At 63.1% G+C, this 24,223-nt stretch carries 24 protein-coding genes; 7 read left to right on the forward strand and 17 right to left on the reverse strand.

What is annotated here, in order from left to right; translation table 11 throughout:
- Nucleotides 1–7 precede the first annotated feature (7 nt).
- The 8 genes from IM701_RS19285 to IM701_RS19320 form a co-directional block, all read right to left on the reverse strand.
- Entirely contained in the window at nt 8–2,152 is a 2,145-nt protein-coding gene (locus IM701_RS19285) for an Atxe2 family lasso peptide isopeptidase (protein ID WP_193828926.1), read from the reverse strand.
- Nucleotides 2,152–4,698, reverse strand: coding sequence for a TonB-dependent receptor (locus IM701_RS19290; protein ID WP_193828927.1), 2,547 nt, complete (start codon nt 4,696–4,698; stop codon nt 2,152–2,154). The genes IM701_RS19285 and IM701_RS19290 overlap by 1 nt, the downstream gene beginning before the upstream one ends.
- A 107-nt stretch (nt 4,699–4,805) precedes the next feature.
- Nucleotides 4,806–5,807, reverse strand: a complete 1,002-nt coding sequence (locus tag IM701_RS19295) for a DUF4880 domain-containing protein (RefSeq protein WP_193828928.1) — start codon at nt 5,805–5,807, stop codon at nt 4,806–4,808.
- A 10-nt stretch (nt 5,808–5,817) separates the two neighbouring features.
- A complete protein-coding gene (locus tag IM701_RS19300; protein ID WP_193828929.1) occupies nt 5,818–6,264 on the reverse strand; it encodes an RNA polymerase sigma factor in 447 nt (148 codons plus the stop codon).
- Between the two features lie 319 nt (nt 6,265–6,583).
- On the reverse strand, nt 6,584–7,195 hold the full coding sequence (locus IM701_RS19305) for a GntR family transcriptional regulator (protein WP_193828930.1): 612 nt from the start codon (nt 7,193–7,195) through the stop codon (nt 6,584–6,586).
- Nucleotides 7,192–8,058, reverse strand: a complete 867-nt coding sequence (locus tag IM701_RS19310; protein ID WP_193828931.1) for a phytanoyl-CoA dioxygenase family protein — start codon at nt 8,056–8,058, stop codon at nt 7,192–7,194. Before IM701_RS19310 ends, IM701_RS19305 begins: the two co-directional genes overlap by 4 nt.
- On the reverse strand, nt 8,055–8,672 hold the full coding sequence (locus tag IM701_RS19315; RefSeq protein WP_193828932.1) for an acyl-homoserine-lactone synthase: 618 nt from the start codon (nt 8,670–8,672) through the stop codon (nt 8,055–8,057). The genes IM701_RS19310 and IM701_RS19315 overlap by 4 nt, the downstream gene beginning before the upstream one ends.
- Nucleotides 8,673–8,776: 104 nt before the next feature.
- Nucleotides 8,777–9,535, reverse strand: coding sequence for a LuxR family transcriptional regulator (locus IM701_RS19320; RefSeq protein WP_193828933.1), 759 nt, complete (start codon nt 9,533–9,535; stop codon nt 8,777–8,779).
- A 185-nt stretch (nt 9,536–9,720) separates the two neighbouring features.
- Between IM701_RS19320 and IM701_RS19325 the strand changes: the two genes are divergently transcribed.
- From IM701_RS19325 to IM701_RS19335, 3 genes are all read left to right on the forward strand, one after another.
- Nucleotides 9,721–10,083, forward strand: coding sequence for a HipA domain-containing protein (locus IM701_RS19325; RefSeq protein WP_193828934.1), 363 nt, complete (start codon nt 9,721–9,723; stop codon nt 10,081–10,083).
- Nucleotides 10,084–10,322: 239 nt separating this feature from the next.
- Entirely contained in the window at nt 10,323–10,511 is a 189-nt protein-coding gene (locus tag IM701_RS19330; protein ID WP_039335347.1) for a hypothetical protein, read from the forward strand.
- 76 nt (nt 10,512–10,587) lie between these two features.
- Nucleotides 10,588–11,601, forward strand: coding sequence for a TerC family protein (locus IM701_RS19335; protein WP_193828935.1), 1,014 nt, complete (start codon nt 10,588–10,590; stop codon nt 11,599–11,601).
- Nucleotides 11,602–11,643: 42 nt separating this feature from the next.
- Here the strand turns inward: IM701_RS19335 and recQ are convergent, their stop codons facing one another.
- From recQ to IM701_RS19355, 4 genes are read right to left on the reverse strand one after another with little or no spacing between them, the layout of a single operon-like run.
- A complete protein-coding gene (gene recQ, locus IM701_RS19340; protein WP_193828936.1) occupies nt 11,644–13,443 on the reverse strand; it encodes a DNA helicase RecQ in 1,800 nt (599 codons plus the stop codon).
- 52 nt (nt 13,444–13,495) lie between these two features.
- Nucleotides 13,496–13,954, reverse strand: a complete 459-nt coding sequence (locus IM701_RS19345) for a nuclear transport factor 2 family protein (protein ID WP_052242495.1) — start codon at nt 13,952–13,954, stop codon at nt 13,496–13,498.
- 58 nt (nt 13,955–14,012) lie between these two features.
- The gene (locus tag IM701_RS19350) at nt 14,013–14,528 is read right to left on the reverse strand and encodes a hypothetical protein (RefSeq protein WP_193828937.1); all 516 of its coding nucleotides are present in this window, start codon (nt 14,526–14,528) and stop codon (nt 14,013–14,015) included.
- Nucleotides 14,529–14,553: 25 nt separating this feature from the next.
- Nucleotides 14,554–15,747, reverse strand: a complete 1,194-nt coding sequence (locus IM701_RS19355; protein ID WP_062348353.1) for a cation:proton antiporter — start codon at nt 15,745–15,747, stop codon at nt 14,554–14,556.
- A gap of 114 nt (nt 15,748–15,861) precedes the next feature.
- Between IM701_RS19355 and IM701_RS19360 the strand changes: the two genes are divergently transcribed.
- Nucleotides 15,862–16,158 carry a hypothetical protein gene (locus IM701_RS19360; protein ID WP_193828938.1) on the forward strand — a complete coding sequence of 99 codons (297 nt, stop codon included), beginning with the start codon at nt 15,862–15,864 and terminating at the stop codon, nt 16,156–16,158.
- 128 nt (nt 16,159–16,286) lie between these two features.
- On the forward strand, nt 16,287–16,559 hold the full coding sequence (locus IM701_RS19365; protein WP_062348366.1) for a hypothetical protein: 273 nt from the start codon (nt 16,287–16,289) through the stop codon (nt 16,557–16,559).
- Nucleotides 16,560–17,101: 542 nt separating this feature from the next.
- On the opposite strand, the gene holA is transcribed toward IM701_RS19365, so the two are convergent.
- The 4 genes from holA to IM701_RS19385 form a co-directional block, all read right to left on the reverse strand.
- Complete coding sequence (gene holA / locus IM701_RS19370) at nt 17,102–18,124, reverse strand: DNA polymerase III subunit delta (RefSeq protein WP_193828939.1); 1,023 nt, start codon at nt 18,122–18,124, stop codon at nt 17,102–17,104.
- Between the two features lie 8 nt (nt 18,125–18,132).
- A complete protein-coding gene (gene lptE / locus IM701_RS19375) occupies nt 18,133–18,564 on the reverse strand; it encodes an LPS assembly lipoprotein LptE (protein WP_174544606.1) in 432 nt (143 codons plus the stop codon).
- Nucleotides 18,565–18,622: 58 nt separating this feature from the next.
- The gene (gene leuS / locus IM701_RS19380) at nt 18,623–21,172 is read right to left on the reverse strand and encodes a leucine--tRNA ligase (protein ID WP_193828940.1); all 2,550 of its coding nucleotides are present in this window, start codon (nt 21,170–21,172) and stop codon (nt 18,623–18,625) included.
- 85 nt (nt 21,173–21,257) lie between these two features.
- The gene (locus tag IM701_RS19385) at nt 21,258–21,665 is read right to left on the reverse strand and encodes a DUF3576 domain-containing protein (RefSeq protein WP_370584389.1); all 408 of its coding nucleotides are present in this window, start codon (nt 21,663–21,665) and stop codon (nt 21,258–21,260) included.
- Nucleotides 21,666–22,148: 483 nt separating this feature from the next.
- Between IM701_RS19385 and IM701_RS19390 the strand changes: the two genes are divergently transcribed.
- Both IM701_RS19390 and phbB read left to right on the forward strand, forming a co-directional pair.
- Nucleotides 22,149–22,934, forward strand: coding sequence for a hypothetical protein (locus IM701_RS19390; protein WP_230487945.1), 786 nt, complete (start codon nt 22,149–22,151; stop codon nt 22,932–22,934).
- Nucleotides 22,935–23,087: 153 nt separating this feature from the next.
- Nucleotides 23,088–23,810, forward strand: coding sequence for an acetoacetyl-CoA reductase (gene phbB / locus IM701_RS19395; RefSeq protein ID WP_193828941.1), 723 nt, complete (start codon nt 23,088–23,090; stop codon nt 23,808–23,810).
- Nucleotides 23,811–23,855: 45 nt separating this feature from the next.
- Here the strand turns inward: phbB and IM701_RS19400 are convergent, their stop codons facing one another.
- Nucleotides 23,856–24,203, reverse strand: coding sequence for a DUF4019 domain-containing protein (locus IM701_RS19400; protein ID WP_255527856.1), 348 nt, complete (start codon nt 24,201–24,203; stop codon nt 23,856–23,858).
- Between the last annotated feature and the right edge of the window lie 20 nt (nt 24,204–24,223).

Raw genomic sequence — 24,223 nt, forward strand, 5'->3', positions numbered from 1 at the left:
CATCTGGTCATTTGCAGCGAAGAGCAGCGGGCGCAGGCGCGCCTGGCATGGCCTTCCAGCGCTCATACTGATCGCGCTTGACGGGCGAGCAATCCATCTCGTGCATCAACCAGAAGCGAAACCAGTCGACCGAGCGCTCGTAGATCGCAAGCCGATGCGCTGGCTGCCATTTGAAATGCGGCTCGTTGTCCAGCACGATCATTTCGATGGCCTTGCCCTGCTTGCGCAACGCTGCAAAGACATCGAGACCCGCCTCGTATTCGCTGTCGCCGGTCTGGACCAAAATCGGTGCCTCAATCTTGTCCGCGTTTAGCACCAATGACATCGGCTTCCAGAAATCCGGGGCGTCTGCCTCGAAGAAGCGGTAGCCCATTTCGCGCCCGAACCTCTCGAAATAGGGGCCTGCCGCCAGAGGATAGGACACCATATCCTCGCAGCACGCGCCGAGGCTTGCAACCTTGAACAGCTTCGAATTGATCAGCGCCCATTGGGTAGTGGACGTTCCGTCGCTGAAACCGCTGATCCCAATTCGGTCGGCATCGACAGCGCCAGTGGTGATGGCCTGTGCAATGGCCATCTCGAGCGAGGACTGCACACTTCGGCGATCGAGCCAGTCGGTACGATTGCGCGCGCGCAGTTCGCTCTCGTCCTTTGCTTCCATGACCCAGGCCGGAAAATCGGGCCGGGCAAAGCTCAGCACCGCAAATCCCTTCGCGGCAAGCACCTGGACAGGGACTTCATCACCGGTGCCGCCGCGAAGGAATCCGTCGCTGCCGTACTGGACGACAACGAGGGGGTGCTTCTGCCCTTGCCTGTGATCCGGCGGGAGCACGAGGTCGGCGAAACTTTCCACACCATAGGCATTGCGAAACCGCAACCGCTGGACCGTGCCAAGTCTGAACCGCGACCAGTCGGAGTTCGGATCGTGGAGAAGGCGCTCACGACCCGTCGAAGGATCAATCGCGACGAGGCGGCGCGGTCGCGCGGCACTCTCGCGCGCGCAGACAAGCTCCGGTCCAGGCATCGTGCAGCCGATCAACGCATCCTCGGTCACGAAAACACGCTTTGGGCGAGGCCAGGACACGTGCCAACGCAGCAAGCCCGTCTGGCCCTGCCCCCATCCGGTTTTCTGCAGCACATAAAGGTCACCACTATTGGCTGACCACCACAGGTGCCGCCCGCCGTCGCACAGCGCCGTGTCACAAAGCCGCGTTGCACCGCCTGGCAGTCGCAGGACAAGGCGTGTCGGCGCGATCAATCGACCGGGTGCCTTGCTTTCTATCCAGGCTGCGCCGCCATCCGCTCTCCTCGTAAAACCCCGCGCGCCGACCGGGAGTTCGTCGCCAAGACTGTCGCGCCGGTTCGCGAAGGCACTGATTTCGGCATCAGTGGCAGGGCGCACAAGACCAGCATCGTCTACCGCGGTATACGACGTGATCATCGGCCCCGTGGGCATGGGACGATCCGCAAACTGCGGCGAGAAGCGATCGTCGAACACAAAGCCCGTCCGCGCCTCGGCTGCAATCTGCGCGTTCATTTCACGCAAGGACGGCCGCGTTTGCGCAATGAGTGCCTTCCCGTCCGTGCTCCAGCGGAAATCCTCGACATCGTCGGGCAGTGCCGTTGCTTGCCTCGCCGGAGCGTTACCGTTCACGTTCACGGTCCAGACCTGGGTCTGTTCCGACACGCGCTTGAGAAAGGCAATACGCTGGCCATCCGGAGACCAGCGCGGGGTGATGACCTGAGCGTACCCTGCGCCGACAACAGGGAAATTGCGCAAGGCGAATGTCGCGCGGATGAAAGCGCCGCCGCGGTCAATCTCTCGCGGCGGCGCTCCCTCCCTGACCAGGCTCGCGACCATGAGCTTCTGGCAGAAGGCATTGGCTTGCGGATTGGCCCGGCGCACAACGAAGGCGATCTGCTTCCCGTCGGGCGATACGCCAAATGGGCTGGCAGATTCGTTGGGATCCGAACGCCCGATATCGGCTAGAGCCGCCAAATGGCCGGACGTGAGTTCGCTGCCCTTGTCCTCGCCTGGCCTCAAGGCTTCCGCTTCAAGCGACAGGCAAGGGTCGACTGCTGCAGACGTTTCAGGGACGGAAGACCCGGGCACGACAGCCTGAGCCAACATGAGCGCCGCGCCGGTCAGCATCACCACCGCCTCGACAAGCCGAGGGCCACAAATCGGCCAATCGGGGAGTAGTTGGTCGAATCATAGGGCGTATCGGTCGGCCCCGTCGTGCGAATGATCTGCGGCTTCTTGTTGGCGAGGTTGTTGACGACAAGCGAGAGGGCCAGACCCGGTTCGTCACCTGCACCGGCAATCGCGGTATAACGAATCGCAAGATCGACTGTCGCTTGTGATGCAATGCGCACAGGCGTCGCGAAGCGGCGATCGGCAAGCGCACCGGTGTAATTGACATAGGCCGAAGCCAGAACCTCACGCGACTGGTAAGCGACGCTGCCGCGACCGCGGAACTTCGGCGGATTGAACAGGGTCCCCGCAAGATCGGCCTCGGGCAACGCCGCGTTGACCTGTTGGCCGCTGTCGAGCCACGAGCCGGCAAGATTCGCCGTGAGCGAACGACCCGATCCCAGGTCCTTGCGCCAGCTAAGAGACGCATCGACCCCCTTCATATTCTGGATGGCGACATTGAGATTGCGATTGTCGACCAGCGCGACGACTGCGGCGGGATCATAGGGGCGGCCTGTAAAGTTCTGCAGACCGAGCTGTGCCCCTTCTATGAGCTGGCTCAGTCGACCTGCATCAAGGTCGCGATCAATCAGTGAAGCGTAAGCAGGATCGGTAAAGGCAGCTGCGATCGAACCGGCAATGGGCTGGACGACCCGGTCGCGATAACGGATGTCGAAATAGCTCGCCTCGAAGTTCAGGTTTGGCAAAGCTGTGGGGGCAATCACGAACCCGACCGTCCACGAACGCGCCCGCTCGGGTTTGAGAACAGGATTTCCGCCGCTGGTATATAGAACCGCCTGAGCGCCTGTGCCGGCCCCGAAGGCTGCTGCAGGCAGGAGGTAGGCCTGGTACCCGACATATTGTTGGTACAGCGTCGGCGCCTTGAACGAGCGCGCCCACGAGGCCTTGAGGGTAACATCGTGCACTGGAGCGTAGATCAGGCCCAGTCGTGGCGTGGCAACCTGTGCCATGCCCGGGTAGTCTTCGTAACGCATTGCGGCTGACAGGCTGAGCCGGTTGATCCCGGCGATGCCATTTTCTGAGGCAACAAAGGGCAGGAACACTTCCCCGAATCCATAGACGCTGTGGCGCGACACATCGAAGGCCTGTGCCAGCGTCCCTCCGACAACCCGCGTGAAGCTCATGCCATTATCGCGATAGCCGCCGCCGATGGCGAGGCGAGCGGGACCACCGGCCAGTGCGAAGAGTGGGCCGGTAGCATTGACTTCTGCCGAAGTAGCATCGTTGCAGTAGCAACCCTGGGTTACCGTGGGCGTGCTACTCGAGGGGGTGGAGGTCGTATGGTAGCGAGTGCGGTCGCGCCCGAAGGCTCCCAGGAGCTTGATGCTCCAGTCACCTCCTGCTTCCAGTCGCAGCTCTGGCGCGATGGAAAACGTGGTGACCCGCGGCGCGAACAGATAGCGCGCAGATGTGGTACCGCCGATCGTACGCGATGTCCGCCTGGAATAGAGCACATCCATGCTGAAGGTGAGGCGCTCACCCAAATCCTGGTAAAGCGTCATCAGCGCGGCGTGCCGCCTTTGCTCTGGGTACAACGACGCCCGGGCGTCGAGCGAGGATGCGTAATTGCGCTGCTCGGCAGAAATGGCGGAATTGTGCGCATAGTCGTAAGCCAGCATGGCGCCGCCGGAGGACCACTGCGTGCCGCCCACGACATCGGCTTGCTGGCGAAAATAGCCGCCATCGGTTGCGGCGCCGATCTGCGCGGACGTTGCAAGGCCGCTATAGTTCCGCCGCAGGATCACATTGACGACACCGGCGACGGCATCCGAACCGTAGAGGGCCGAGGCACCGTCGGGCACAACTTCGATGCGCTCGAGCGCCGCAACCGGTATGGCGGAGATATCGACGCCACCAAAAGCCGAATCGTAGGGCAGTCTGTGGCTGTTGAGCAGCGTCAGTGTTGCGTCTGGACCGAGGCCGCGCAGATTCGCGCTGGCTGCCGAATTGACGTTGGTGTTGATGAGGCCCGCACCTGTTCCGACCCCCGGGTTTTGGCCACCTGCAAAGTTCTGCGGAATCGCCCGCAAAGCCTCGCCGGTATCGGTCTGCCCGGCAGCCACGATAGTCTCGCGCGACAGCCTGATCACGGGCGCTGCCACTTCGGCACCACGGATCAAGGACCCCGTGACGACAATCGACGCATCGGCATCAGCGGGGGATGCGGCCTTGTCGGGCATGGTAATGACGATCGTACGGTTTGAGAAACTTGCCCGTAGTCCAGTTCCCGACAGAAGCCTGGCCACGGCCTGTTCCACCGTCATCCTTGCGCGTAATGGTTCGACCCGACGACTGCTGACAGCCTCGGCCGGAGCATAAACCTGCCACCCCGCCTTGGCGGCAACAGCCATGAGTGCTGCACCGAGATCGGTCTCGGAGATCTCGAAATCATAGCGCGCTTCTTGCGCCTGAGCGGGCGTTGCGATCAGCACGGCGCATGCGCCGCCAAGCAAACTGGCAAGCAGTCGGGGTGAGCAGATCATCGATAGTTCCCTCATTCTCGTTGACCCGGTTGCGCGAGAGCAGCCGGGCGATGAGGGCAATGACGTCGGGATCTGCAGGGACCCTAGTTGCAGTTGCAAATATTTCTTCAGGGTCGATCGATGTAGAATCCCTCGGGACGTTCCGTGACTGTCAGGGCGAATACGCGCCCCAGGTTTAGGGCGACCGCGGATGGATCAACGATCCGGAAGCGACCGGAAATGCGAAGTCTACCAAGCGCAGGATCCGAAAGAATGATGGGCTTGGCGGCGTAGCGGTTTACGGTGTGCAAGAGGTCAGCCAAAGGGACACTGCGATACTGCACCCACCCTTGTGGCCAATCTCGCTCATCTGCAGCAAAGCGCGGCTGCAGCGGCTCGGCCCGGCCTCTCGCAAGACGCATGGACAGGCCTGTGGGAAGCCCATGCCCGCCGACGACATAGCCTGCGCTTTGCAGGACGGGCCGCGTCATGGCCTCTCCTGCATAGAGCTGCACATATGGCGCCTTGCCACCGCTCCAGCTCACATCGAAGATGCCGTTTCGGGAGATTATCTCGCTGTCGTCCACACGCACCACCCATTCAGTCCCACCGCCGGGAAGACGCAACTGGGCACGTCCCTTGACCACGGTGACAACTGGCTCGCCGTCTTGCTCTTCGAAGTGCACTTCAGTCGCAGAATCCAATGCAAGGCTTGCGCCTTGCGCGAGTTGCACGGTGCGCATCGTGCCATGCCTGGTAGCGAATGTGGTGGCACGCCCATCTGACGCAGTCTGTTGCAGCTTGAGCAGTGGTCCCCTGACAACACCTGTGGCAAGGGCGACAGCGACACTTGTCGCAAGAGCGCCCCCAATCCATGAACGGGTATCCAGACGGAGAAGCGGCGGCCGACGATGCCGCGGCGCGGCCGACCTCTTGAGCACCTCAGCTCCATCAAAGGTGGCAGCCACCTGCTCAAACGCCACGCGGTTCAGCTCGCTTGCGTCGCGCCATTTCACGAAATCCGGACGGTGTCGATCTGGATCAGGCCCCCTCAATATGACAAACCAGTGCGCGGCCTCGTCGGTGGCGACCGCGTTGCGTTCGCTGTCGGATCCCCCCTCACCACTCATCGCTGAAGACTCACCTGTGCACTGCGAGACGTTTGGCAAGGTGTGCAAGCGCCTTGGACATGTGATATTCGACCCCCGCAGTGGTGAGGCCTGTGACCAGAGCTATCTCCTGATAGGTCAGCTCATCAACCCGATGCATCACGAATATGTCGCGCGTCCTCTTGGGGAGTGCCGCAAGTGCCGTCTCGTAGCGTAACTGCAACTGGGCAGCTTCGAGTATCGCAGCCTGATCGGCAAGATCGGGCGAATGCTGCGTTTCGTCGAACTGGACCAGCGGTCCGCGTCGTTTCCGGACACGCAACGTGTCGATCACGAGGTTCTGGGCAATGCGCCAGAGATAACCTGCCGGGTTCTCCAGGCGCTCAGTCTGACCTCTGCCCAAGGCCCTGACAAAAACATCCTGCACCAGATCCGCGGATGCGTCTGGCCCTGCCTTCCAATCGAAATAGCGCTTCAATCTGGCCTCCTCTTCGCGGTACGCCTTGTCGAGCGTGCTGTCGCGCGGCGACGTCAGCGCAGGGGAAAATCTGGTAGGAGACACATTGGCACCGAAGCCGGCATGATCCCGGCAGCCGGGCAAGGTAGTTGCCGACTGCGTTTGGAGTCAGGTCTGTGCCGGCCTCACGTGGCGATGACCGACCACCGGTCCATCAGGACAGGCGTGCTTGATGCCTGGCGGAATTGTAGTCCGGGCAGCTTATGCCAGCTGTTCGTGCTGCCTACGCAGAAGATGGCGCGATTGCAGGGACTTGGCAAGAGTCAACGACCAAGCGGCGTCAGCTTCTGGTCGGATGAATTTGCTGTAACATGGCAACGAGGCGTGGCGCAGCAGAAATCCGGCGCTGATGATAACGCCGCATAGCGACCGCAGTCTGCCGCCCGGGCGAGTCTATCACCGTGGCCTCGAGATCTGCGACTTCCTGTTTGGCGTCGCGCAAGACCTCGACCTCGATCCGCCGGAAAGGATGAAGGCGATCATTGAGCGACTCTATTGCGTCCGCCAGGGCCTCGTTGCGCGCGGCTGCAGCGATGCTGCTAAACAACGCACGCGAGCGCAGGGCGAGGTCGGGTTCGCCGGTCCCGATATCAGTGATCCCAGCTTGGCCCGTGCGCTTCACTGCGAGTCCCACCAGCGAAAGGTTGAGCTCCAGGAGGTCACGAAGGTCGAACGTGCAGAGCCGCGGCACATGGAAGCCGAAACCTGGCCTCAGGTCCACCATGCGCTCGCCAACAAGGCGATTGAGACTGTCGCGAACCGGGGTCATGCTGACGCCTACCAGATCGGCGATCCGCGCGCTCTCCAGGCGAGAGCCCGGAGGCCAGGCTCCATCCAGCAACTTTTGCTTGATGGCCGTGTATGTCGGTTCGAGGACATGCGCCGGGCTCATCGCTGTGCCCCCTGCCCCCGCGCAAATTCCGAGAGCATTGCAGCCTGGTCGGGTCGTAGTGCATCGACCGCACCGAGCTTGCCTCGCCTGCCGCGATTGAGCAGCACGGACGGGCATTGTCCTTCGTAGTTTCCAAGATTGGGGCGGTGCTGAGCATAGCCGACAAGCGCCGCGAGTTCGGGCGAGAATGTCCTTGCGACTTTCGGCGGATAGGCCAGCCACATATTCTCGTATGGTTTGAGCCAGCCCAGACTGTACCCGACAACGATCGCGCGGCGGACGCCCGAGGAGCGGTTTGGACCTGCGCCATGAAGCGTCGAGCCCAGAAAGCATATGGCAGAGCCAGGTTCGCACTCCGTGATGACGGGGTCTGGAAGCTCCGAGAAATCAGTTGGCGGATTACGATGCGTGCCGGGGTATATCCGAGTGGCACCGTTTTCAGGCGTGAAGGGATCCAGAGGCCAGACCACGTTCAGGAGATATTCGTGCGCCCCCTTCACCCCGGCCCACATGTCGTGGTCGCAGTGAGGGAATTGCTCGAGTTCGCCCGGGTGGATTGCGATGGCCTGTGCCACGTTGAGCTGGATTCTGTCACAGGCGGCCCCCAGCACCGCCTGCGCCAGGGCGAGCACAGTGGGCTCCATGACGATTTCCGGAGCCCGCGTCGATCGGCGAAGCAGGCTGCCGAAGCGCTTGGTCCGATAGCCATAGAAATGACCTTGGCCGAATGGGGTCGTTCTGAACGGGACCTCTAAGTCGCTAGCCAGATCGGACAAGATTCTCGGCGAAAGAAGCTGCGGGATGACGCAGTAGCCTTGCGCCATCAGCTCATTGAGCCATGGCTCGATTGTGATGGGCGTCATGCCGCTCCTCCCGTCGCGGCGGGCATTTCGATAGTCGGCTCGGCAAAGCAACCTGCCTGCTTGAGCCCTTCAAGGGTATTCCGGTCGATACTGATGTGCAGACCGACGAGCATTTGCCCATCATGTGTTACAGCATCGCCAAGCGCCCGGCACTGCCACCCGAATGTCCGGATTTGCCGATACCAGGCAAGGCCGGCGACACCGGTATAATCCGTGATGCCGTTTCTCAGTGCGTATTGGACCAGGGCGGTGACGAGCTCGTTGCGCGCGACCTTGCGTTCTGCAGCAGTAAGCCGCGGATCGAGGCAGAAGCGGGTTATTTCCCGGGTCGCGGGTCCGGACGGAACTGGCCCGGGGCACAGCACCGGAAACATGTCTCGCAAGATGTGGGGGGTATCGGTGCGCAGCAGCCTGGTCGATGCGCGGTGCTCACCGTTCTCATCGAGCAGTATCAGGTAATCGGCGTGCTGGTTGTCGAATTGATCGACCTCGTACTTGTCGGCAAGCACTGGCAGGTCCCAGCGCAAAAGGTCGATAAATACCCGCTTGCGCGCGGCAAACATGGTGCGAAAGGCGTGGGCTTCATTCGCTGCAGCATCAGTGAGGTTGGGCATAGTGCCATCTCCAGTTGGGGATGGCGCATCCAAACAGGCTGGGATGCCTCGCGGTATTCTCAGATCTGAGAATAGCCGACGCAAGAATGCCTAATTTTTGAGAGTCAGCGCAGCATGTTGTTCCACCAGCGCAAGAGGTCCGGAAAGCTGATCAGCCCGTCAAAGAGGGCGCAGAGGATCAGTGTCTGGCCGCAATGGACGTTATAGCGTTCTCTGGCGTCGCGCAGATGCTTGAGCACTGTCGTCTCAGTGATTCCCATGATGATTGCTGACTCTGCGGCCGTCTTTCCTCTGGCGGACCACAATACGCATTCGCGTTGTCTGTCCGACAGGGCTGGCTTACAATTGTACTGCCCCAGTCCGGTCAGTCTTCGAGCGGCCGCTATCGCAATTCCGCCCAGCAACTCTGCAGCCTCCAGCCTCTCTCTCGGGAGTTCGGACTGCGCGCTTACGACAAACGAACAAGATCCGCTGCCTTCTCCGGGGATGTGGCGGGGCACGGTATAACCGTCCGCGACCCCAACCTCACGGCCCACAGACAGCATGCGGTGGTCACCGATGGTCATGGGGATCAGTTTGGCGAGGTTTCGCCATTCGAATCCCAACAGCGCTCGATCACAGGCACGTCGTACCGGATCCTGTCCAGCAAGGTCGAACGATACATATACCTCGGCCCATTCTGCTGGGTAGTTGTGCATGAGAATGGATTTCCGTTCCTCGAACCGAATTCGTGGTTCGTAGGCTAATGCGAAGTGATGGAACCCGAGTTCTCGTGCGACATGCGAGAGGCAGTCCGACAAGAAGATTGGCGTCTTGGCTTCGATCAGGTGGGGGCCAAATTCGCGAACGATCGATAGAGGCATGCCTGACAATCGGCACCCTCGACGTATCCCAACCCGTCCAGGATGAACCGTCCTGCAACGCCTGAACGCTGGTTCCATGCCAACGCCTGCGGCTGTTTGATCGACGCGCTTGGCCAGTTAGCGCCTAAGCGCACGTGCAGTATGATTGATCTACCGTCCGCGATCAACCGCAATGAGCCTGAAAGATGTTTAGTATCCGCTGGTGGTCTAGCTGTCTGGTTTCGATACATCATAGGCGCAACGTGCTGGCTACCGAGAGCGCTGGAAAGGAATGGATCATCAAGTTTGCAGCGACCAACGACCCTGTAGATTTCGGGCCCTTGGATGAGGCCTACGCTCGGATGGCCCGCGCTGCAGGGATTGGTATGGCGGAGACGCGAATGATCCCCTCGACGACCGGACCAGGCCACTTCGCCACGAAGCGATTTGATCGACCTGTGCCGGTCAAGCAGCTTCATATGGTCAGCCTCGGTGGAGCGCTCGAAGCGTCATCGCTTATGCCCAGCGTCGATCGACGGTGGCCACCCCTTTCAGGGAAACCTACCTGAACGACCCCGCTCAACGTGCCCTCTTGCAATCCGGACCAAATCCCTCCACATTGCTCATGCGGACCGGGCCCCTCTGGCGCGGCGTTCTGGCCATAGCGGCAGTGCGCTTCGTGATGTCGGACCGCATCGGTAATGCCGATGTCATGCGGGTCCGGGTCTCTTCCCCTCGTTTCCGACTTTGGCCTCGCGGGCTTCGGCATTCCCGATCGAACGCAACCGTTTCGACAAGGGAACTTTCAATGTCCGATCGTTACTTCCGCCTGATGGAGCGTCACCAGAAGCTGGACGATGCGCTGCGCATCGCACGCGACCCGCTTGATGTGCTGCGGCTGCGCAGCCTCAAGAACGCCGTGAAGGCGCGGCTTGCGGCGCTGTTCCTGCGCCGTCCCGAAGCCGCTGGTTTTCCGGCGTCCTTGGCAACAGTCTGACACAGAGGAACGCCCCCGCGGCCCGAGCATTGCCGAGGCAATCGCGGGACGTGCGGGGGCACAAGGAGTCTGACTGATGGAGTTCCTTTTCGCAGACTGGCTGGGCACGCCTGCGTGGTTCTGGCTGGCCTTCCTCGGCCTTGTCGTGGCGCTGACCGCGTTTGACCTTGGCGTCCTCCACAAGGAGGACAAGGCCATGGGCATCGGTGAATCGCTGAAGCTGACGGCGTTCTACATCACCATCGCGCTGCTGTTCGGCGCGTGGGTCTGGGCCGAGAAGGGCGCGGACCTGGGGATGAAGTATTACACCGGCTTCTTCATCGAGAAGGCACTGTCGATCGACAATGTCTTCGTGATCAGCCTGATCTTCACGTTCTTCGCCATTCCGCCCAAGTACCAGTACCGTGCCCTGCTGTGGGGCATCGTCGCCGTGATATTCCTGCGCGGCGCGATGATCGCAGGCGGCGCCGCGCTGGTCGAACAGGCCTACTGGGTTCTGTACATCTTTGCCGCGTTCCTGGTGTTCACCGGCATCAAGATGTTTTTCGCCAACGACCATGACCCGGACATCGGCAACAATCCCGCGGTGCGCTGGATCAGCCGCCACATGCGCGTGACCAAGGAGCTGCATGACCAGCACTTCTTCGTGAAGGTGCCGGACGAGAAGACCGGCAAGATGGTCAACGCCGCTACGCCGCTGTTCCTGGCGCTGGTGGTCATCAACCTTGCCGACCTTGTGTTCGCGGTGGATTCGGTCCCGGCGATCTTTGCGATCACGACCGATACCTTCATCGTCTATACCTCGAACATCATGGCGATCCTCGGCCTGCGCGCGCTCTATTTTGCGCTGGCTGCGATGATCGACCGCTTCGCCTACCTCAAATACGCGCTGGCCGCCGTGCTGGTGTTCATCGGCTCGAAGATCTTCGTCGCCGATTTCCTGCTCGGCGGCGACAAGTTCCCGCCGGTGCTCAGCCTTGGCGTCACTTTCGCGCTCATTGCCGGGGGCGTGGCCTATTCGCTGTGGAAGACGCGGGGCAAGCCCCTGCACGATCCGGCCGAGCCGATTGCCTCGGGCACGATCAACTGAGCACGCCCCCTCCCCTGACCGGGAGGGGGTTTTGCTTTCAGCTTACCACTGCCGGATCACTTCGAGGAAACGATCGCCATAGGCATCAAGCTTGCGCGAGCCGACACCGCCGATCTGGCCGAGTTCGGTGAGGCTGCCCGGGCGCGTAGCCGCCATCTCGCGCAGCACGGAATCGTGGAAGATGACGTAAGGGGGCACGCCATTTTCGCGCGCGAGATCGCGGCGAAGATTGCGCAGGGCATCGAACAGGGGATCGCCCACAGGGTTCAGTGCCGCCCCTGTACCGCTGCGGCGGCGACCTGAGCGGCCTTCCTTCTTCGGCACGAGGACGAGGGGCACGTCCGCTTCGCCCTTCAGGATGGCGCGGGCATCGCCGCCCAGGGCAAGGCCGCCGTGTTCCGTGGCCACCAAGGCACCCCTTGCCTGCAGGGCGCGGGCGAGCGGGCGCAGCAGGGGGGCTTCATCGCCGGTTACGATGCCGAACACGGAAAGCTGGTCGTGCCCGCGCTGGGTCACGCGATCGTCGGCAACACCCGTGAGAACTTTCTCGACGTAGCCGAAGCCAAACGACTGTCCGGTGCGGTAGACGGCGGAGAGCAGCTTGCGGGCAACCTCGGTAGCATCAGTGACGCGCGGGGCTTCCAGGCAGTTGTCGCAATTGCCGCATGACGGTGGCGGGTTTTCGCCGAAGTGGCGCAGCAGCAGGGCGCGGCGACAGTGCGCGGTTTCGACCAAGGACGCGAGCGCATCGATCCGCGTGCGTTCGCCGGCGCGGCGGTGCTCTTCGACTTCGGCGAGGCGCTGGCGGGCGCGCATGAAGTCTTCTGCGCCCCACAGCATGACTGCCACGGAAGGATCGCCATCGCGCCCCGCACGGCCGGTTTCCTGGTAATAGCTTTCGATCGATTTCGGGCATGCGGCGTGGGCAACGAAGCGCACGTCGGGCTTGTCGATCCCCATGCCGAAGGCGACCGTCGCCACCATGACCATGTCTTCGGAGGCGACGAAGCGCGCCTGATTGTCGGCCCTTACCTGCGGATCGAGCCCGGCGTGATAGGGCAGGACGGGGCGACCGCTGGCCTGCAGCTGCTGGCTGAGCTTTTCCACCTGCGCGCGGGTGGGGGCATAGACGATGCCGGGGCCGGGGTTTTCGGCGATGACCGTCATCAGCTGGCGCAAGGGATTGTCGCGCGACGTGATGGCGTAGCGGATGTTGGGCCGGTCAAACCCGGCAACGATCAGGCCCTCTTCCGGGATGCCCAGCTGGGTGAGGATGTCGGCGCGGGTGTGGCGGTCAGCAGTGGCAGTCAGCGCGAGGCGCGGCACGTCCGGGAAAGCGTCCATCAGCGGACGCAGGAGGCGGTAATCGGGGCGGAAGTCGTGGCCCCACTCGGAGACGCAGTGCGCCTCGTCGATGGCGAACATGGCGACGCGGCCGCGGATGAGCATCTCGAGGAAATGCGGCTGGCTGGCGCGTTCGGGGGCGACGTAGAGCAGATCGAGATCGCCCGACAGGAACCGGTCGATGGTCTGGCCCCGGTCAATATCTACGCTGGTCAGCGTGGCGGCGCGGATGCCGTTGGCGGTGGCGCTGCGCAGCTGGTCATGCATCAGCGCAATCAGCGGCGAGACGACGACGCAGGTGCCCGGCAGCATGACCGCTGGCAGCTGATAGGTCAGCGACTTGCCCGCGCCGGTGGGCATGACGGCGAGCGTCGAGCGACCCGCCAGCACGCGCTCGACCACGTCCGCTTGCACGCCGCGAAAGGCGTTGAAGCCGAATACGGCGTGGAGACGATCGAGGATTTCGGATTCCGGGAATGCGGTGTCGGCGATGTTCACGCCAGCGCTATGGCAGATCGTGCGCAGTCATTCCACGCCGGATGCGCCCAGGTTACTCGCCGACGATCACATGCAGGCGGCTTATGCGGCTCGTCACGATCTTCCAGCCGCCTGCCTCCTTGCGGTAGGTTTCGTGGTAGTGGCCCATGCCGTGGAGGAAAGGCTTGCCGTCGGCGTCCCAGATCTGGTCCTCCATGGCGATGACGCCGCGCGCTTCGCTTTCGGAGAGCAGTTCGATTTCGTGGCAGTGGCCGTGGTGGACGGTGCGCAAGGGGGCGACTGCGGCCTCGACAAAGGCGGCGATGGCGTCACCGCCCGCATGCGTCCAGTTCTCGGCGTCCTCAGCGGGTTCGATGGAGAGCGAGCAGGAGGCATCGAACACCGCGTCGTCGGCAAAGACAGCACGCAGGCCAGTGTAGTCCTTGGTGTCCATGCAGCGGAAATAGCGCGCCTTGAGCTGCTTGATTTCCTCGATGGCGATCAGGCGGGTGACGGGGTCGATGACGGACATGCAGGGCCTCTCCGGTATTTTGCGACAGGAGAAGCGAGATTGCGCGCCTGCGCCACTCTTACTTGTGCGAGACTTCGGCGGCCGAAAGATCGACCAGCCATTGTGGGGGCTGGCCAGTTCGCGCCCAGTCTATGCCCCAGGCGAACGTGGCATAGAGCGCAGCGGAGGTTAGCAGGGCCATCGTGAACCAGTATCCCGGGCCATAGGCAGTGACGCGCTGCGGATCATCGCGGCGGTACCAGATGCGGAACACGCTGGAGGGCTTCCACGACCGCTGCACCTGCCGACCGACCATGGCATGAACGCGGGTGCCCTCGGCTGTTTCGAAGACGACCTCGTCCTCGATCCAGCGCTTGCCCTCGCCATCGCGGATGTCGAAGCCGCGCAGGGTGCCGATCGATTGCTGCAGGTGGACGAAGTCGTCCAGCCGCTCGAGATCGCTGTAGCCGCCGCGCCAGACATGGGCGACGGCAACCTGCCAGCCAGCGAGCAGCGTGACGCAGCGGTAGAGGCACCAGCACAGGCCGAGCACGAGTGCGGCAACGCCCGCCATGAGGAGATCGACGGCTTCCATGCCCGCGATCCTTATCGCGACGGCGTTAATGGAGCGTTGGCTTGGCCAGCGCCTTCAGCCTGGGGGTGACCAGCGGAACGGTCAGCATCGTGCTCATCACCGCCATCAGCAGCAAGGCGGTGAAGGTCTCGTTGGTGACGATGCCCTTGTCGAGCAGGACATTGACGAAGATGATCATGATCAGCGCCTTGGTCTGCAGCAGCCAGCCGATGATCGAGGCCTCGCCCCTGGCCCAGCCGAGCAGGCGTCCGGCGATGCGCACGCCGACAAGCTTGCCCGCGACCGAGGCGACGAGGAACAGGAAGGCGGCGCCAAACACGGCAAGGCCGCCGACGTCCCACTTGGTGCGCAGACCCGTCGAGAGGAAGAACACCGGCATGACGGCAAGCAACAGGAACTGGCGGAAGCCGTCGAGCCGCTCGCGCGTGAACCACTGCGCATCGAGCACCGCCCCTGCTAGAAACGCGCCGACCATGAAGTGCAGGCCGGACCAGTCCGCGGCAAAGCCGACCATGGCAAGCCAGATCAGCGAGACGTACCAGCGATCGTTCTCGGACAGGCGGCGGAACAGGGCCCGCACGGCCCACGAGGCCACGGCGAAGGTCGCAAGGAAGATGCCCTGACGCCCGACGCGCTCCCAATCGACCAGGATCAGCGCGAGGACGCCCCAGATCGCCACGTCATCAAGGCTGGCGTAGCGCAGGATGCGCTGGCCCAAGGGTTCGCGGAAGATACCGAGCTTCTCCATCAGCAGGACGAGGATCGGCAGCGCGGTGACGGCGCAGGCCATGCCGATGCCGAGGACGACTTGCGCATAGCTGCCCTTGGGGCCGATCCAGCCGGGCGTCTGCAGGAGCAATGCGGCAGCAGCCGCGCCGAACAGCAGCGGCGTGATCAGTGCGCCCGCAGCGGTGATTGCGGTTTCGCGGCGATTGGCCCAGGCATCGGTCAGGTCAAGCTCAAGCCCCGCCGCGAAGACGAACATCATCACCGCCCACCAGGCGATGCCGTTCAGCGAACCGATGACCTGCGGGTTGAAGACGAAGGCGTAATAGTCAGGAAATGCCGCACCCAGCACGCCTGGACCAAGCAGGATGCCCCCGATGATCTGCACGACGACGAGCGGCGCCCAGTAGTCGGTTCGCAGCAGGCGCCAGACCAGATAGGGTACGGCGAGGATGATCGTCAGCGCGATCAGGAACACTTCCGTCGTGCCCATCGCGGGCGCAATTGCCGTCACCGTCTATCCCCCGAGTTGCCGTCGTCTATGCAAGGATGCGGCGGCTTGTCCAACTGATCTCAAGGGCCATATCCTGCCTGGAGGAGTTGGCCCATGACCTTTGACCTCGGCAAGGCCCTGTTGCGCAAGGAAGAATACGAATCCGCAAGGCTGACGGAGTTCGAATTTGCGGAGATGGTGCGGGCCCTGAAGGCCTTGGCGGCGGAGCTTGCCGTGCCAGTCGAGCCGATGCTGGGCGTGCTTGCCGAACGCGGGCTCGGCCGAGCGCTCAATCACCTTGCCCAACTGGCCGGGCGCGATGTCGAGGCTGACTACCTGCGCTGCCGGGCGAATGCGCGGGCAAAGCTGATCGAGGAGCGTGGCGATCCGTCTCCGGTAAGACTCGGCTGACAGGAATCTTACCGCTTAACCATCACGTGGCTCAGGCAAGGTGCGCTGCGGTCGGTTAAGCGACAGTTTGCCGAGGCCTGACAGCTTCTCCGCATGGCGGGTTGGTCCGCCGCGAGAGGAGAATGGTCATGGGCTTCGAGATGCGCGACAGCTTCGTTCGCCGCGAGGAATGCAAGGCGGCGTGGGAAAGCGAAGTGGAGTTCGCCGAGATGGCGCGCGTGCTCAAGACATTGGCGGCTGAACTGGGACAGGACACCGACGCCGCGCTGGGAGAACTCGCCGCGCATGGCCTGGGCGCGGCGCTGGGTATTATGGGAGGACAAGCCGAAGGTTCGGACATTGAGGCCGACTACCTGAGGCGGCGGGCAATGGCGCGGGTGGCGGCAAGCCGCTTGCAGTAACCCGTTCATCCACATAGCCGCCTCCGATGCGGACAATCGATCCGCTTGACGCACTCCAGCGACACTGACGAGGCTTTTCCCAAGCGAGCCGAGCCGGGCATTTTGGCGTGCATAGGGCGGCTGCGGGTTGCGTAGGAACGGCGGATCTGCCCTTGTGGCGGTTCTGGGCTGGATGCGCGACGCAGAGGAACGCGCGCGGATAGCATGCGCCATGCAGCCTCCCGCCTTCGCTATCGAGCACGGCATCGAACATGGCGGTCAAGGACAAGGCGCGCCGGGAGGCGCGGCGGCGTGGATATCGGGAAGCTTCAAGGCCGAGACCCGGGTGGAGATCTGTGTGGTCTCCAGGCTTTCGTGGCCGGGCATCGTAGCACCTGAAGGCCCTCCGCCAACATGAACCCCTGTCGCTCGGGCCCGATCCCTGCCGCCACCACACCTGACTTGCGGCTCCACTCCAGGACAGTGATGCCGTCCGCCGGGCAAGGATTTTCCTGGCCTCTATGCCACAGGGGCACCTGAAAACGAAGGCATTGCGCCAGACATCATCGTGCTGCGGCCCGCGCAATTTCCGCAAGGCCCTGAGCCAGCGCCAGTTCCCCGTTCCTGTTGTCGGCAATCAGCACGCGATGCAGCTGAACGAGTCTTTGGCACAGGCGGACTAGCCGCGGACCGCGCCAGCGCTTGAGCTGCTGGGTCAGGTCGGCGCGGTCACGGAAAAACACCCGACGCGCATCGCTTTCCTGTTGCATGAAAGCATTTACGTCTCCGCGTTCCCCAAGCCGACCAGCGAGCTGGACCAACTGCCCGGCGCGGCGTTCAAGTGCGAGGACCAGCCCGACCGGGTTCATGCCCTGTTCGCGCATGCGGGATAGCTCGGCGGGAATGCGCCGCACCTCACCGCCAAGAACGGCGTTGACCAACGGCATCATGCCGTCGTCCTCGCTGACGGCGCAGACTTCGTCGAGGTCAGTCGCCGTCGCTGTTCGCGGCGCCTGCGGGCTGGCATCAAGATAGAGAGCGATCTTTTCAAGCTCGCTTCGGGCCATGCGCGTATCGAGCGCAGTCGCGCGTGCGACTCGCTCCGACAGCTCGTCGGTCATGCGCACACCCATCGCATCGGCCGAACTCCGGATCGCACTGGCGACCGATTTGAGGTCTGGCGGATGGAACATGCCGACCAGCGCATCGGCGCGGCTTTCCAGCAATTTCGCAATGCGCGACTTGTCCGTGGCCGAACTGGCGACGATCACGACAGGCCAGCCGTCGACAGGGCTTTGCAGCAGGGTTTCGACGGCGTCGTGCGCATCGTCGCCGGTCGCCCGGACGTGAATGATCCGCCTGTCGCCGAACAGCGAAACCGAGCGCGCCTCGTCGGCGAGGCGCACCGGGTCGCGCTTGAGTTCGGCTCCGCTCAGATCGACCTTCTCGGCCTCGCCCAACATGCCTGCGATCTTCGCGGCGGCATCGCTGGCACCGGATTCATCCGGCCCGCAGAAATAGAAGATGCGGCAGTCATTTACCGCGCGCGCCGCACTTGCCGAAAAGTTTTTCTGGGTAACCTTCACGCCCCGTCTCAGGAGCGCTTGCGCAGGCGGACCGAGACGCGTGTGACGATCTGGTCGGCCACTTCCTGTGACAGGTTTTCAAGCGCCGTCTGTTCGGCCGCGATCACCGCGTATTCGCTGTTGACCACGTCGAACCCGGCGTCCGATCCCGCGGTTGCATCAAGGACGACCTCACCGTTCTGCGTGTCAACCAGCTGGTAGCGGGCGCGCAGGGTACGGCGTTCGCGCGTGATGGCGTCGTTGGAAAGCTGGCCAAGCCCCTCCACGCGATCGTCCAGCCGGACATCAAGACGATAGCGGGCGCCGGTCCCTGCCGCGCCAGCGCCCAATCGGTCGACAAGCGCATTGCGGACAAGCCAGCCGGACTGCCCCTCGATCGGCGAGATGGTGACGTCGGCAAGCGCCCGCGCCACCTCGCCCTTGCCGCCGCCTGCGTACATTGGCTGCAGACCGCAACCGGTAAGCAGCGCAAGCGGCGCGAGAATCCGGACGAGGCGCTCAGGCGACAAGATTCACCAGACGGTCAGGCACGACGATCACCTTCTTCACTTCCGCCCCTTCAAGTGCACGCTGCACTTTCTCGGAAGCGAGGGCAAGGCGTTCGAGGTCTTCCTTCGGCGTCCCCTTGGCCACAGTCAGGGTATCGCGAAGCTTGCCCTTGACCTGGATGGCAACGGTGACTTCATCATCGACCAGCAATGCCGGATCGACTTCGGGCCAGGCCTCGTCGGCGATCAAGCCGGTACCGAAGCGCGCATGCGCTTCTTCGGCAAGATGCGGCATCATCGGCGCGACGAGCAGCAGGACCTTCCTGATCGCGGCGGAGCGGCTGGCCGAAGGCGCAGCCTTTTCAATCGCGCCGGTCAGTTCGTAGATCCGCGCCACGGCCTTGTTGAAGCCCAATGCCTCGATGTCGGAGGCAACCGCGTGGACGGTCTGGTGCGCCTTGCGGTCCAGCGCCTTGTCTTCACCCACTGCGGCAGCGTCGTACTGGCCGAACAGGCGCCACAAACGCTGAACGAAGCGTGCGCAACCCTCGATCCCGGCTTCCGACCACGGCAGGTCGCGCTCGGGCGGGGAATCCGACAGCATGAACCAGCGGATCGCGTCAGCACCGTACTTTGCTACGATCTCGTCCGGGTCCACGACGTTCTTCTTGGACTTGGACATCTTGATGACCCGGCCGACCTCGACCGGCGCACCGTCAGCTTTCAGCGTTGCGCCATCACTGCTGCGTTCAACTTCTGTGGGCGAGTAGAACACCGGCTGACCATTCTCGGGATTCCGGCGCTCGTATGTCTCGTGCGTGACCATGCCTTGGGTGAACAGGCTGCCGAACGGCTCCGTCACCTCGATCTTGCCGATGCGGGCGAGCGCACGGGTCCAGAAGCGCGCGTAAAGCAAGTGCAGGATCGCATGCTCGATCCCGCCGATGTACTGCTCCACCGGCATCCAGCGGTTGATTTCTTCGGGATCGAACGGGCGATCTTCCGGCTGGCTGGCAAAGCGCAGGAAGTACCACGACGAATCGACGAAAGTGTCGAGCGTATCGGTCTCGCGCCGGGCGGGATGGCCGCATTGCGGGCAATCGACATGCTTCCACGTCGGATGCCGGTCAAGCGGGTTGCCGGGCACGTCGAAGCTGACATCCTCGGGCAAGGTCACGGGCAGCTGCTTCTTGGGCACCGGCACAACGCCACACACCTCGCAGTGCACGAACGGGATCGGCGTTCCCCAATAGCGCTGGCGCGAAACGCCCCAGTCGCGCAGGCGCCACACCGTCTTGCCTTCGCCCCAGCCTTCGCTCTGTGCGCGGCCGATGACCGCAGCCTTGGCCTCGACGACGTTCATGCCATTGAGGAAGTCAGAGTTGACGAGAACGCCGTCCCCCGCCTCGGCTTCACCGGCAAAAGGCTTGTCGGCATCTGCCGGATCGGAGGCAACCACGCGCAGGATCGGCAGGCCGTATTTGGTGGCGAAATCAAAGTCGCGCTGGTCGTGCCCCGGCACGGCCATGATCGCACCGGTGCCGTATTCCATCAGCACGAAGTTGGCGATGTAGACCGGCAGGTACTTGCCCGTCAGCGGGTGCTTCGCGCCGATGCCGGTGTCGAAGCCCAGCTTCTCGGCCGTTTCCAGTTCGGCGGCGGTGGTGCCGCCCTTCTTGCACAGCGCGATGAAATTGGCTGCTTCGCAGTTTACCGCCGCGACACCCTGCGCGATCGGATGGTCCGCAGCGACGGCAACGAAGCTTGCGCCGAAGATCGTGTCGGGGCGGGTGGTGTAGACCTCCACGCTCTCGCCATTGGAAAGGTCGAAGCGGAACTGCAGGCCCTGGCTCTTGCCGATCCAGTTCTCCTGCATCACGCGGACCTTCTCGGGCCACTTGTCGAGCGTCGAGAGGCCTTCGAGCAATTCGTCGGCAAAGTCGGTGATCTTGAGGAACCACTGGTTGAGCTTGCGCTTTTCGACCAGAGCGCCCGAACGCCAGCCGCGTCCGTCGATCACCTGCTCGTTGGCCAGCACGGTCATGTCGACCGGGTCCCAGTTGACCGTCGATTCCTTGCGATAGACCAGGCCTGCCGCATAGAGATCGAGGAAGAGCGACTGTTCGTGGCCGTAATACTCCGGCTCGCAGGTCGCGATCTCGCGGCTCCAGTCGAGCGCGAAGCCAAGGCGCTTCAGCTGCGCCTTCATGTTGGCGATGTTGTCGCGCGTCCAGCCACCGGGGTGGACGCCCTTTTCCATGGCGGCGTTTTCCGCCGGCATGCCGAAGGCGTCCCACCCCATCGGGTGCAGCACCTCGAATCCGCGCATCCGCTTGTAGCGCGCCAGTACGTCGCCCATCGTGTAATTGCGCACGTGGCCGATGTGGATGCGGCCCGAGGGATAGGGAAACATCTCCAGCACGTAGCTGCGAGGCTTGGTGCTGGAATCGTCGGCGCGGAACGACTGGCGGCTGTCCCACACCTGCTGCCAGCGGGTGTCGGCGATTGCGGGATCGAAGCGCTCAGGAGCAGAGCTGGCGGGAGCAGTGTTCTCGGTCATGCGCGCTCCTCTAGGGAGCGCTGGCGCGACACGCAAGATTCGCCTCTCGGCAGATCAGGCCGGCCCTTTGCTCTGGACCGGCGCCTTATCCCGTGATTGCGGCGCGGCGCAGATCGCGCGCCTTGCTCAGGATGATGTCTTCGAGCTTCTGCACGGTGGCGGCCTGGACAGGGGCATCAATCCACTGGCCGTTCTGCGAGACCTGACGGCTGGCGGCAACGCGCAGCGCATCGGCGCGCAAGTCCTGGTCGACGATCGAGACAGTCACCTTGACGCGCTCGCCCGGGTTCTTGGGGTTGGCATACCAATCGGTCACGATCACGCCGCCGTTGCTGTCAGTCTGCAGCAGAGGCATGAACGAAAGCGCATCGAGCGTTGCGCGCCACAGGTAGGCGTTGACGCCGATCGTGGTCACCTGGCTGGCGGCGAGATCCGCCCGCGGGCGCTCCTTCTTGCCGCAGGCGGTGACAGCCAGGGCCATGGTCCCGATCATCAGCCCACGAAGAATCAGCTTGCGGGTGCTCTGCGCGGTCTTGACGGTCATGGTCACTACGAAACAGTCCTTGGCTTGCGGGCATGCCGTTTCCGGGCATTGCCGCAGGTTTGCGCGCATGTGAACGCGCGTGATCGAAAGAGCCTCTATCACCGGCGCGCGCCATGCGGCAAGCACGATGAACGAGGCACGAAATTGCGTGGCCAAATGGTCAAGGCCCGCGTGAACCGTGACTGAACATCACATGTCCTGCACAGCGGCAAAGCGCAGTCGCTTGCCAGGCACCTGTGGATATTGCGCCACACCTCACAAGGAAGAGTCTTCCGCCGCTACTTCTATCTGGTGTGGGACTGGAAACCTTCACGCATTAGAGGTATTGCACAGAACAGTCCGAGTGGTGCGCGGAGTCGTTATGACGGCAAGCCGCTCTCGGTAGCATAATGGGGCGGATTACAGCCCGGGTTGGGGTAGAACGGACGTATCATGGTCGGCAACGGCAACAGGGCTGCAGGTAAGGGTGCGATGCGCCGCCGCCTGCGCGCGCCTGTGACGCTAGGGCTGGCGGTCGTGGTGGGTCTTGCCCTTTCGCCAACGGTCACCTCGGCTTTCTCCAGCGGTTTCGACATGGCGCCCGTCAGCCTTGCGGCGCGCGGTGGCATCGGTTCTTTCACGCCGGCCTCGGTTGACGAACGCCTTGCTTCGCAAATCACCGTTCGTGCGCTCAAGAACGGCAAGCTGTTCCGCTTCACGCCCACCGGCACCGATACCCGGCCGACTCGCTCGGTTACCGTTGCGGTCCGTGTCGATGCGCTGAATTCGTCGAACTTCGCGGTCCGCACCGCAATGGCCGATACGGCACAGCCGGGGGCTTCGCCGGTCCGCATCGCGCCGATGGCGTTCAACCTCGGCATGGCCCGTGGCTACGCCAGCTTCGCATCGCCAGCTGCCGCACCTTCGCCTTTGCATGACCTGCAGCGGATCGAGATGCCCGATTTGGCCAAGTTCAAGGCTTCCGGCCCGGCGTCGACGCCGGGCCGCTTTGCGCCCCGGATCGAAGCCGAAGGCCGCGATCAGGTTGGCCGCGCGCCGCGCACTCTTGAGGGCCAGGGCGATTACCAACTGGACCTTGGCGGCAGCTATCGCCTGACCAAGAACCTGAACGTCACCGCGGGCGTGCGTTACTCGCCCGAGCGTGATCGCCTGCGTCCGCTGACCGATGGCAAGCAGGACAATCAGGCCGTCTATGTCGGGACGCAGTTCCGCTTCTGATCGCGGTCAGCATCTGACACTATTAGCTTCATTGCTGCAGCAATTCTGCGCTGTGTTTCCTCGTTCTTTTGCAGCATTTACGTATTCGGCAACTTGTCGCATCTCCGTCATGAACCTACCCTACCCGCGAGAGGGAACAATGGAGGGTAAAGCATGTCGCGAGTTGCAGTGGTTACCGGCGGTACGCGCGGAATCGGTCAGGCGATCTGCCTGGCACTAAAGGCGCAAGGGCGCACGGTTGTCGCCAACTATGCAGGAAACGAGGAAAAGGCCCGCGCCTTCACCGCGGAAACTGGAATTCCCGCCTACCGCTTTGACGTGGGCGATCATGAAGCCACGATCAACGGCTGCGCACAGATCGCCGCCGAAGTCGGTGAGATCGACATCGTCGTCAACAATGCCGGCATCACGCGCGATGGCGTGCTCCACAAGATGAGCTTCGATGACTGGAACGAGGTGATGCGCATCAACCTCGGCGGATGCTTCAACATGGCCAAGGCCACATTCCCCGGCATGCGCGAGCGCGGCTGGGGCCGCATCGTCAACATCGGTTCGATCAACGGCCAGGCCGGGCAGTACGGCCAGGTCAACTATGCCGCTGCGAAGTCCGGCATCCACGGTTTCACCAAGGCTCTGGCGCAGGAAGGCGCAAAGTACGGCGTGACCGTCAACGCAATCGCGCCGGGCTACATCGACACCGACATGGTTGCCGCCGTGCCGGCGCCGGTGCTGGAAAAGATCGTTGCCAAGATCCCGGTGGGCCGTCTCGGCCACGCCGAGGAAATTGCTCGTGGCGTCGCCTTCCTCACGGCGGACGAGGGCGGTTTCGTCACGGGCTCGACCATGTCGCTCAACGGCGGCCAGCACATGTACTGATGCGCAAAGGCCCCGCCTCACGCAGAGGGCGGGGCCTTTGCCTGCTTACTCGACGGTTATGGCAGTCACCTTCCAGCCGCCGTCTTCCGACGCCATTTGCAGGGTCTCGGTCACGTCCCCCGCCTTCGCGTAGCGCGCCTTGAAGGTTACGGTCCAATAGCCGTTGGGCGGTGCAGGCGTGAAATCGACCCTCTCGAGCCTGCGCGTGATCGGCTTGCCGACGCGGCCCCGCACGCCCTCGGAGGCCTTCGCCCACCAGTCCACGGTGTTGAGCAACTGGAACGACTTGTGCGTTGCCTGCCAGCTTGCGGCCCAGTCATCACGGTCAACCAAGGCAAGGAACGCCTCGGCGGAGCACAGCCAATCAATGAGTTCTGAGCCCAGGTATTCCAAAACCGCGGCGAATCAGATAC

Origin of the sequence: Novosphingobium sp. ES2-1 (assembly GCF_015169775.1) — a bacterium.
GTDB lineage: Bacteria > Pseudomonadota > Alphaproteobacteria > Sphingomonadales > Sphingomonadaceae > Novosphingobium > Novosphingobium subterraneum.

Excerpts from the sequence above, each read along its gene's own strand:
- IM701_RS19285 (WP_193828926.1), bottom strand. The coding sequence starts at position 2,152 with ATGCTGACCGGCGCGGCGCTCATGTTGGCTCAGGCTGTCGTGCCCGGG.
- IM701_RS19290 (WP_193828927.1), bottom strand. The coding sequence starts at position 4,698 with ATGATCTGCTCACCCCGACTGCTTGCCAGTTTGCTTGGCGGCGCATGC.
- IM701_RS19295 (WP_193828928.1), bottom strand. The coding sequence starts at position 5,807 with ATGAGTGGTGAGGGGGGATCCGACAGCGAACGCAACGCGGTCGCCACC.
- IM701_RS19305 (WP_193828930.1), bottom strand. The coding sequence starts at position 7,195 with ATGAGCCCGGCGCATGTCCTCGAACCGACATACACGGCCATCAAGCAA.
- IM701_RS19310 (WP_193828931.1), bottom strand. The coding sequence starts at position 8,058 with ATGACGCCCATCACAATCGAGCCATGGCTCAATGAGCTGATGGCGCAA.
- IM701_RS19315 (WP_193828932.1), bottom strand. The coding sequence starts at position 8,672 with ATGCCCAACCTCACTGATGCTGCAGCGAATGAAGCCCACGCCTTTCGC.
- IM701_RS19320 (WP_193828933.1), bottom strand. The coding sequence starts at position 9,535 with ATGCCTCTATCGATCGTTCGCGAATTTGGCCCCCACCTGATCGAAGCC.
- IM701_RS19325 (WP_193828934.1), top strand. The coding sequence starts at position 9,721 with ATGTTTAGTATCCGCTGGTGGTCTAGCTGTCTGGTTTCGATACATCAT.
- IM701_RS19330 (WP_039335347.1), top strand. The coding sequence starts at position 10,323 with ATGTCCGATCGTTACTTCCGCCTGATGGAGCGTCACCAGAAGCTGGAC.
- IM701_RS19335 (WP_193828935.1), top strand. The coding sequence starts at position 10,588 with ATGGAGTTCCTTTTCGCAGACTGGCTGGGCACGCCTGCGTGGTTCTGG.
- IM701_RS19345 (WP_052242495.1), bottom strand. The coding sequence starts at position 13,954 with ATGTCCGTCATCGACCCCGTCACCCGCCTGATCGCCATCGAGGAAATC.
- IM701_RS19350 (WP_193828937.1), bottom strand. The coding sequence starts at position 14,528 with ATGGAAGCCGTCGATCTCCTCATGGCGGGCGTTGCCGCACTCGTGCTC.
- IM701_RS19355 (WP_062348353.1), bottom strand. The coding sequence starts at position 15,747 with ATGGGCACGACGGAAGTGTTCCTGATCGCGCTGACGATCATCCTCGCC.
- IM701_RS19360 (WP_193828938.1), top strand. The coding sequence starts at position 15,862 with ATGACCTTTGACCTCGGCAAGGCCCTGTTGCGCAAGGAAGAATACGAA.
- IM701_RS19365 (WP_062348366.1), top strand. The coding sequence starts at position 16,287 with ATGGGCTTCGAGATGCGCGACAGCTTCGTTCGCCGCGAGGAATGCAAG.
- lptE (WP_174544606.1), bottom strand. The coding sequence starts at position 18,564 with ATGTACGCAGGCGGCGGCAAGGGCGAGGTGGCGCGGGCGCTTGCCGAC.
- leuS (WP_193828940.1), bottom strand. The coding sequence starts at position 21,172 with ATGACCGAGAACACTGCTCCCGCCAGCTCTGCTCCTGAGCGCTTCGAT.
- IM701_RS19385 (WP_370584389.1), bottom strand. The coding sequence starts at position 21,665 with ATGATCGGGACCATGGCCCTGGCTGTCACCGCCTGCGGCAAGAAGGAG.
- IM701_RS19390 (WP_230487945.1), top strand. The coding sequence starts at position 22,149 with ATGGTCGGCAACGGCAACAGGGCTGCAGGTAAGGGTGCGATGCGCCGC.
- phbB (WP_193828941.1), top strand. The coding sequence starts at position 23,088 with ATGTCGCGAGTTGCAGTGGTTACCGGCGGTACGCGCGGAATCGGTCAG.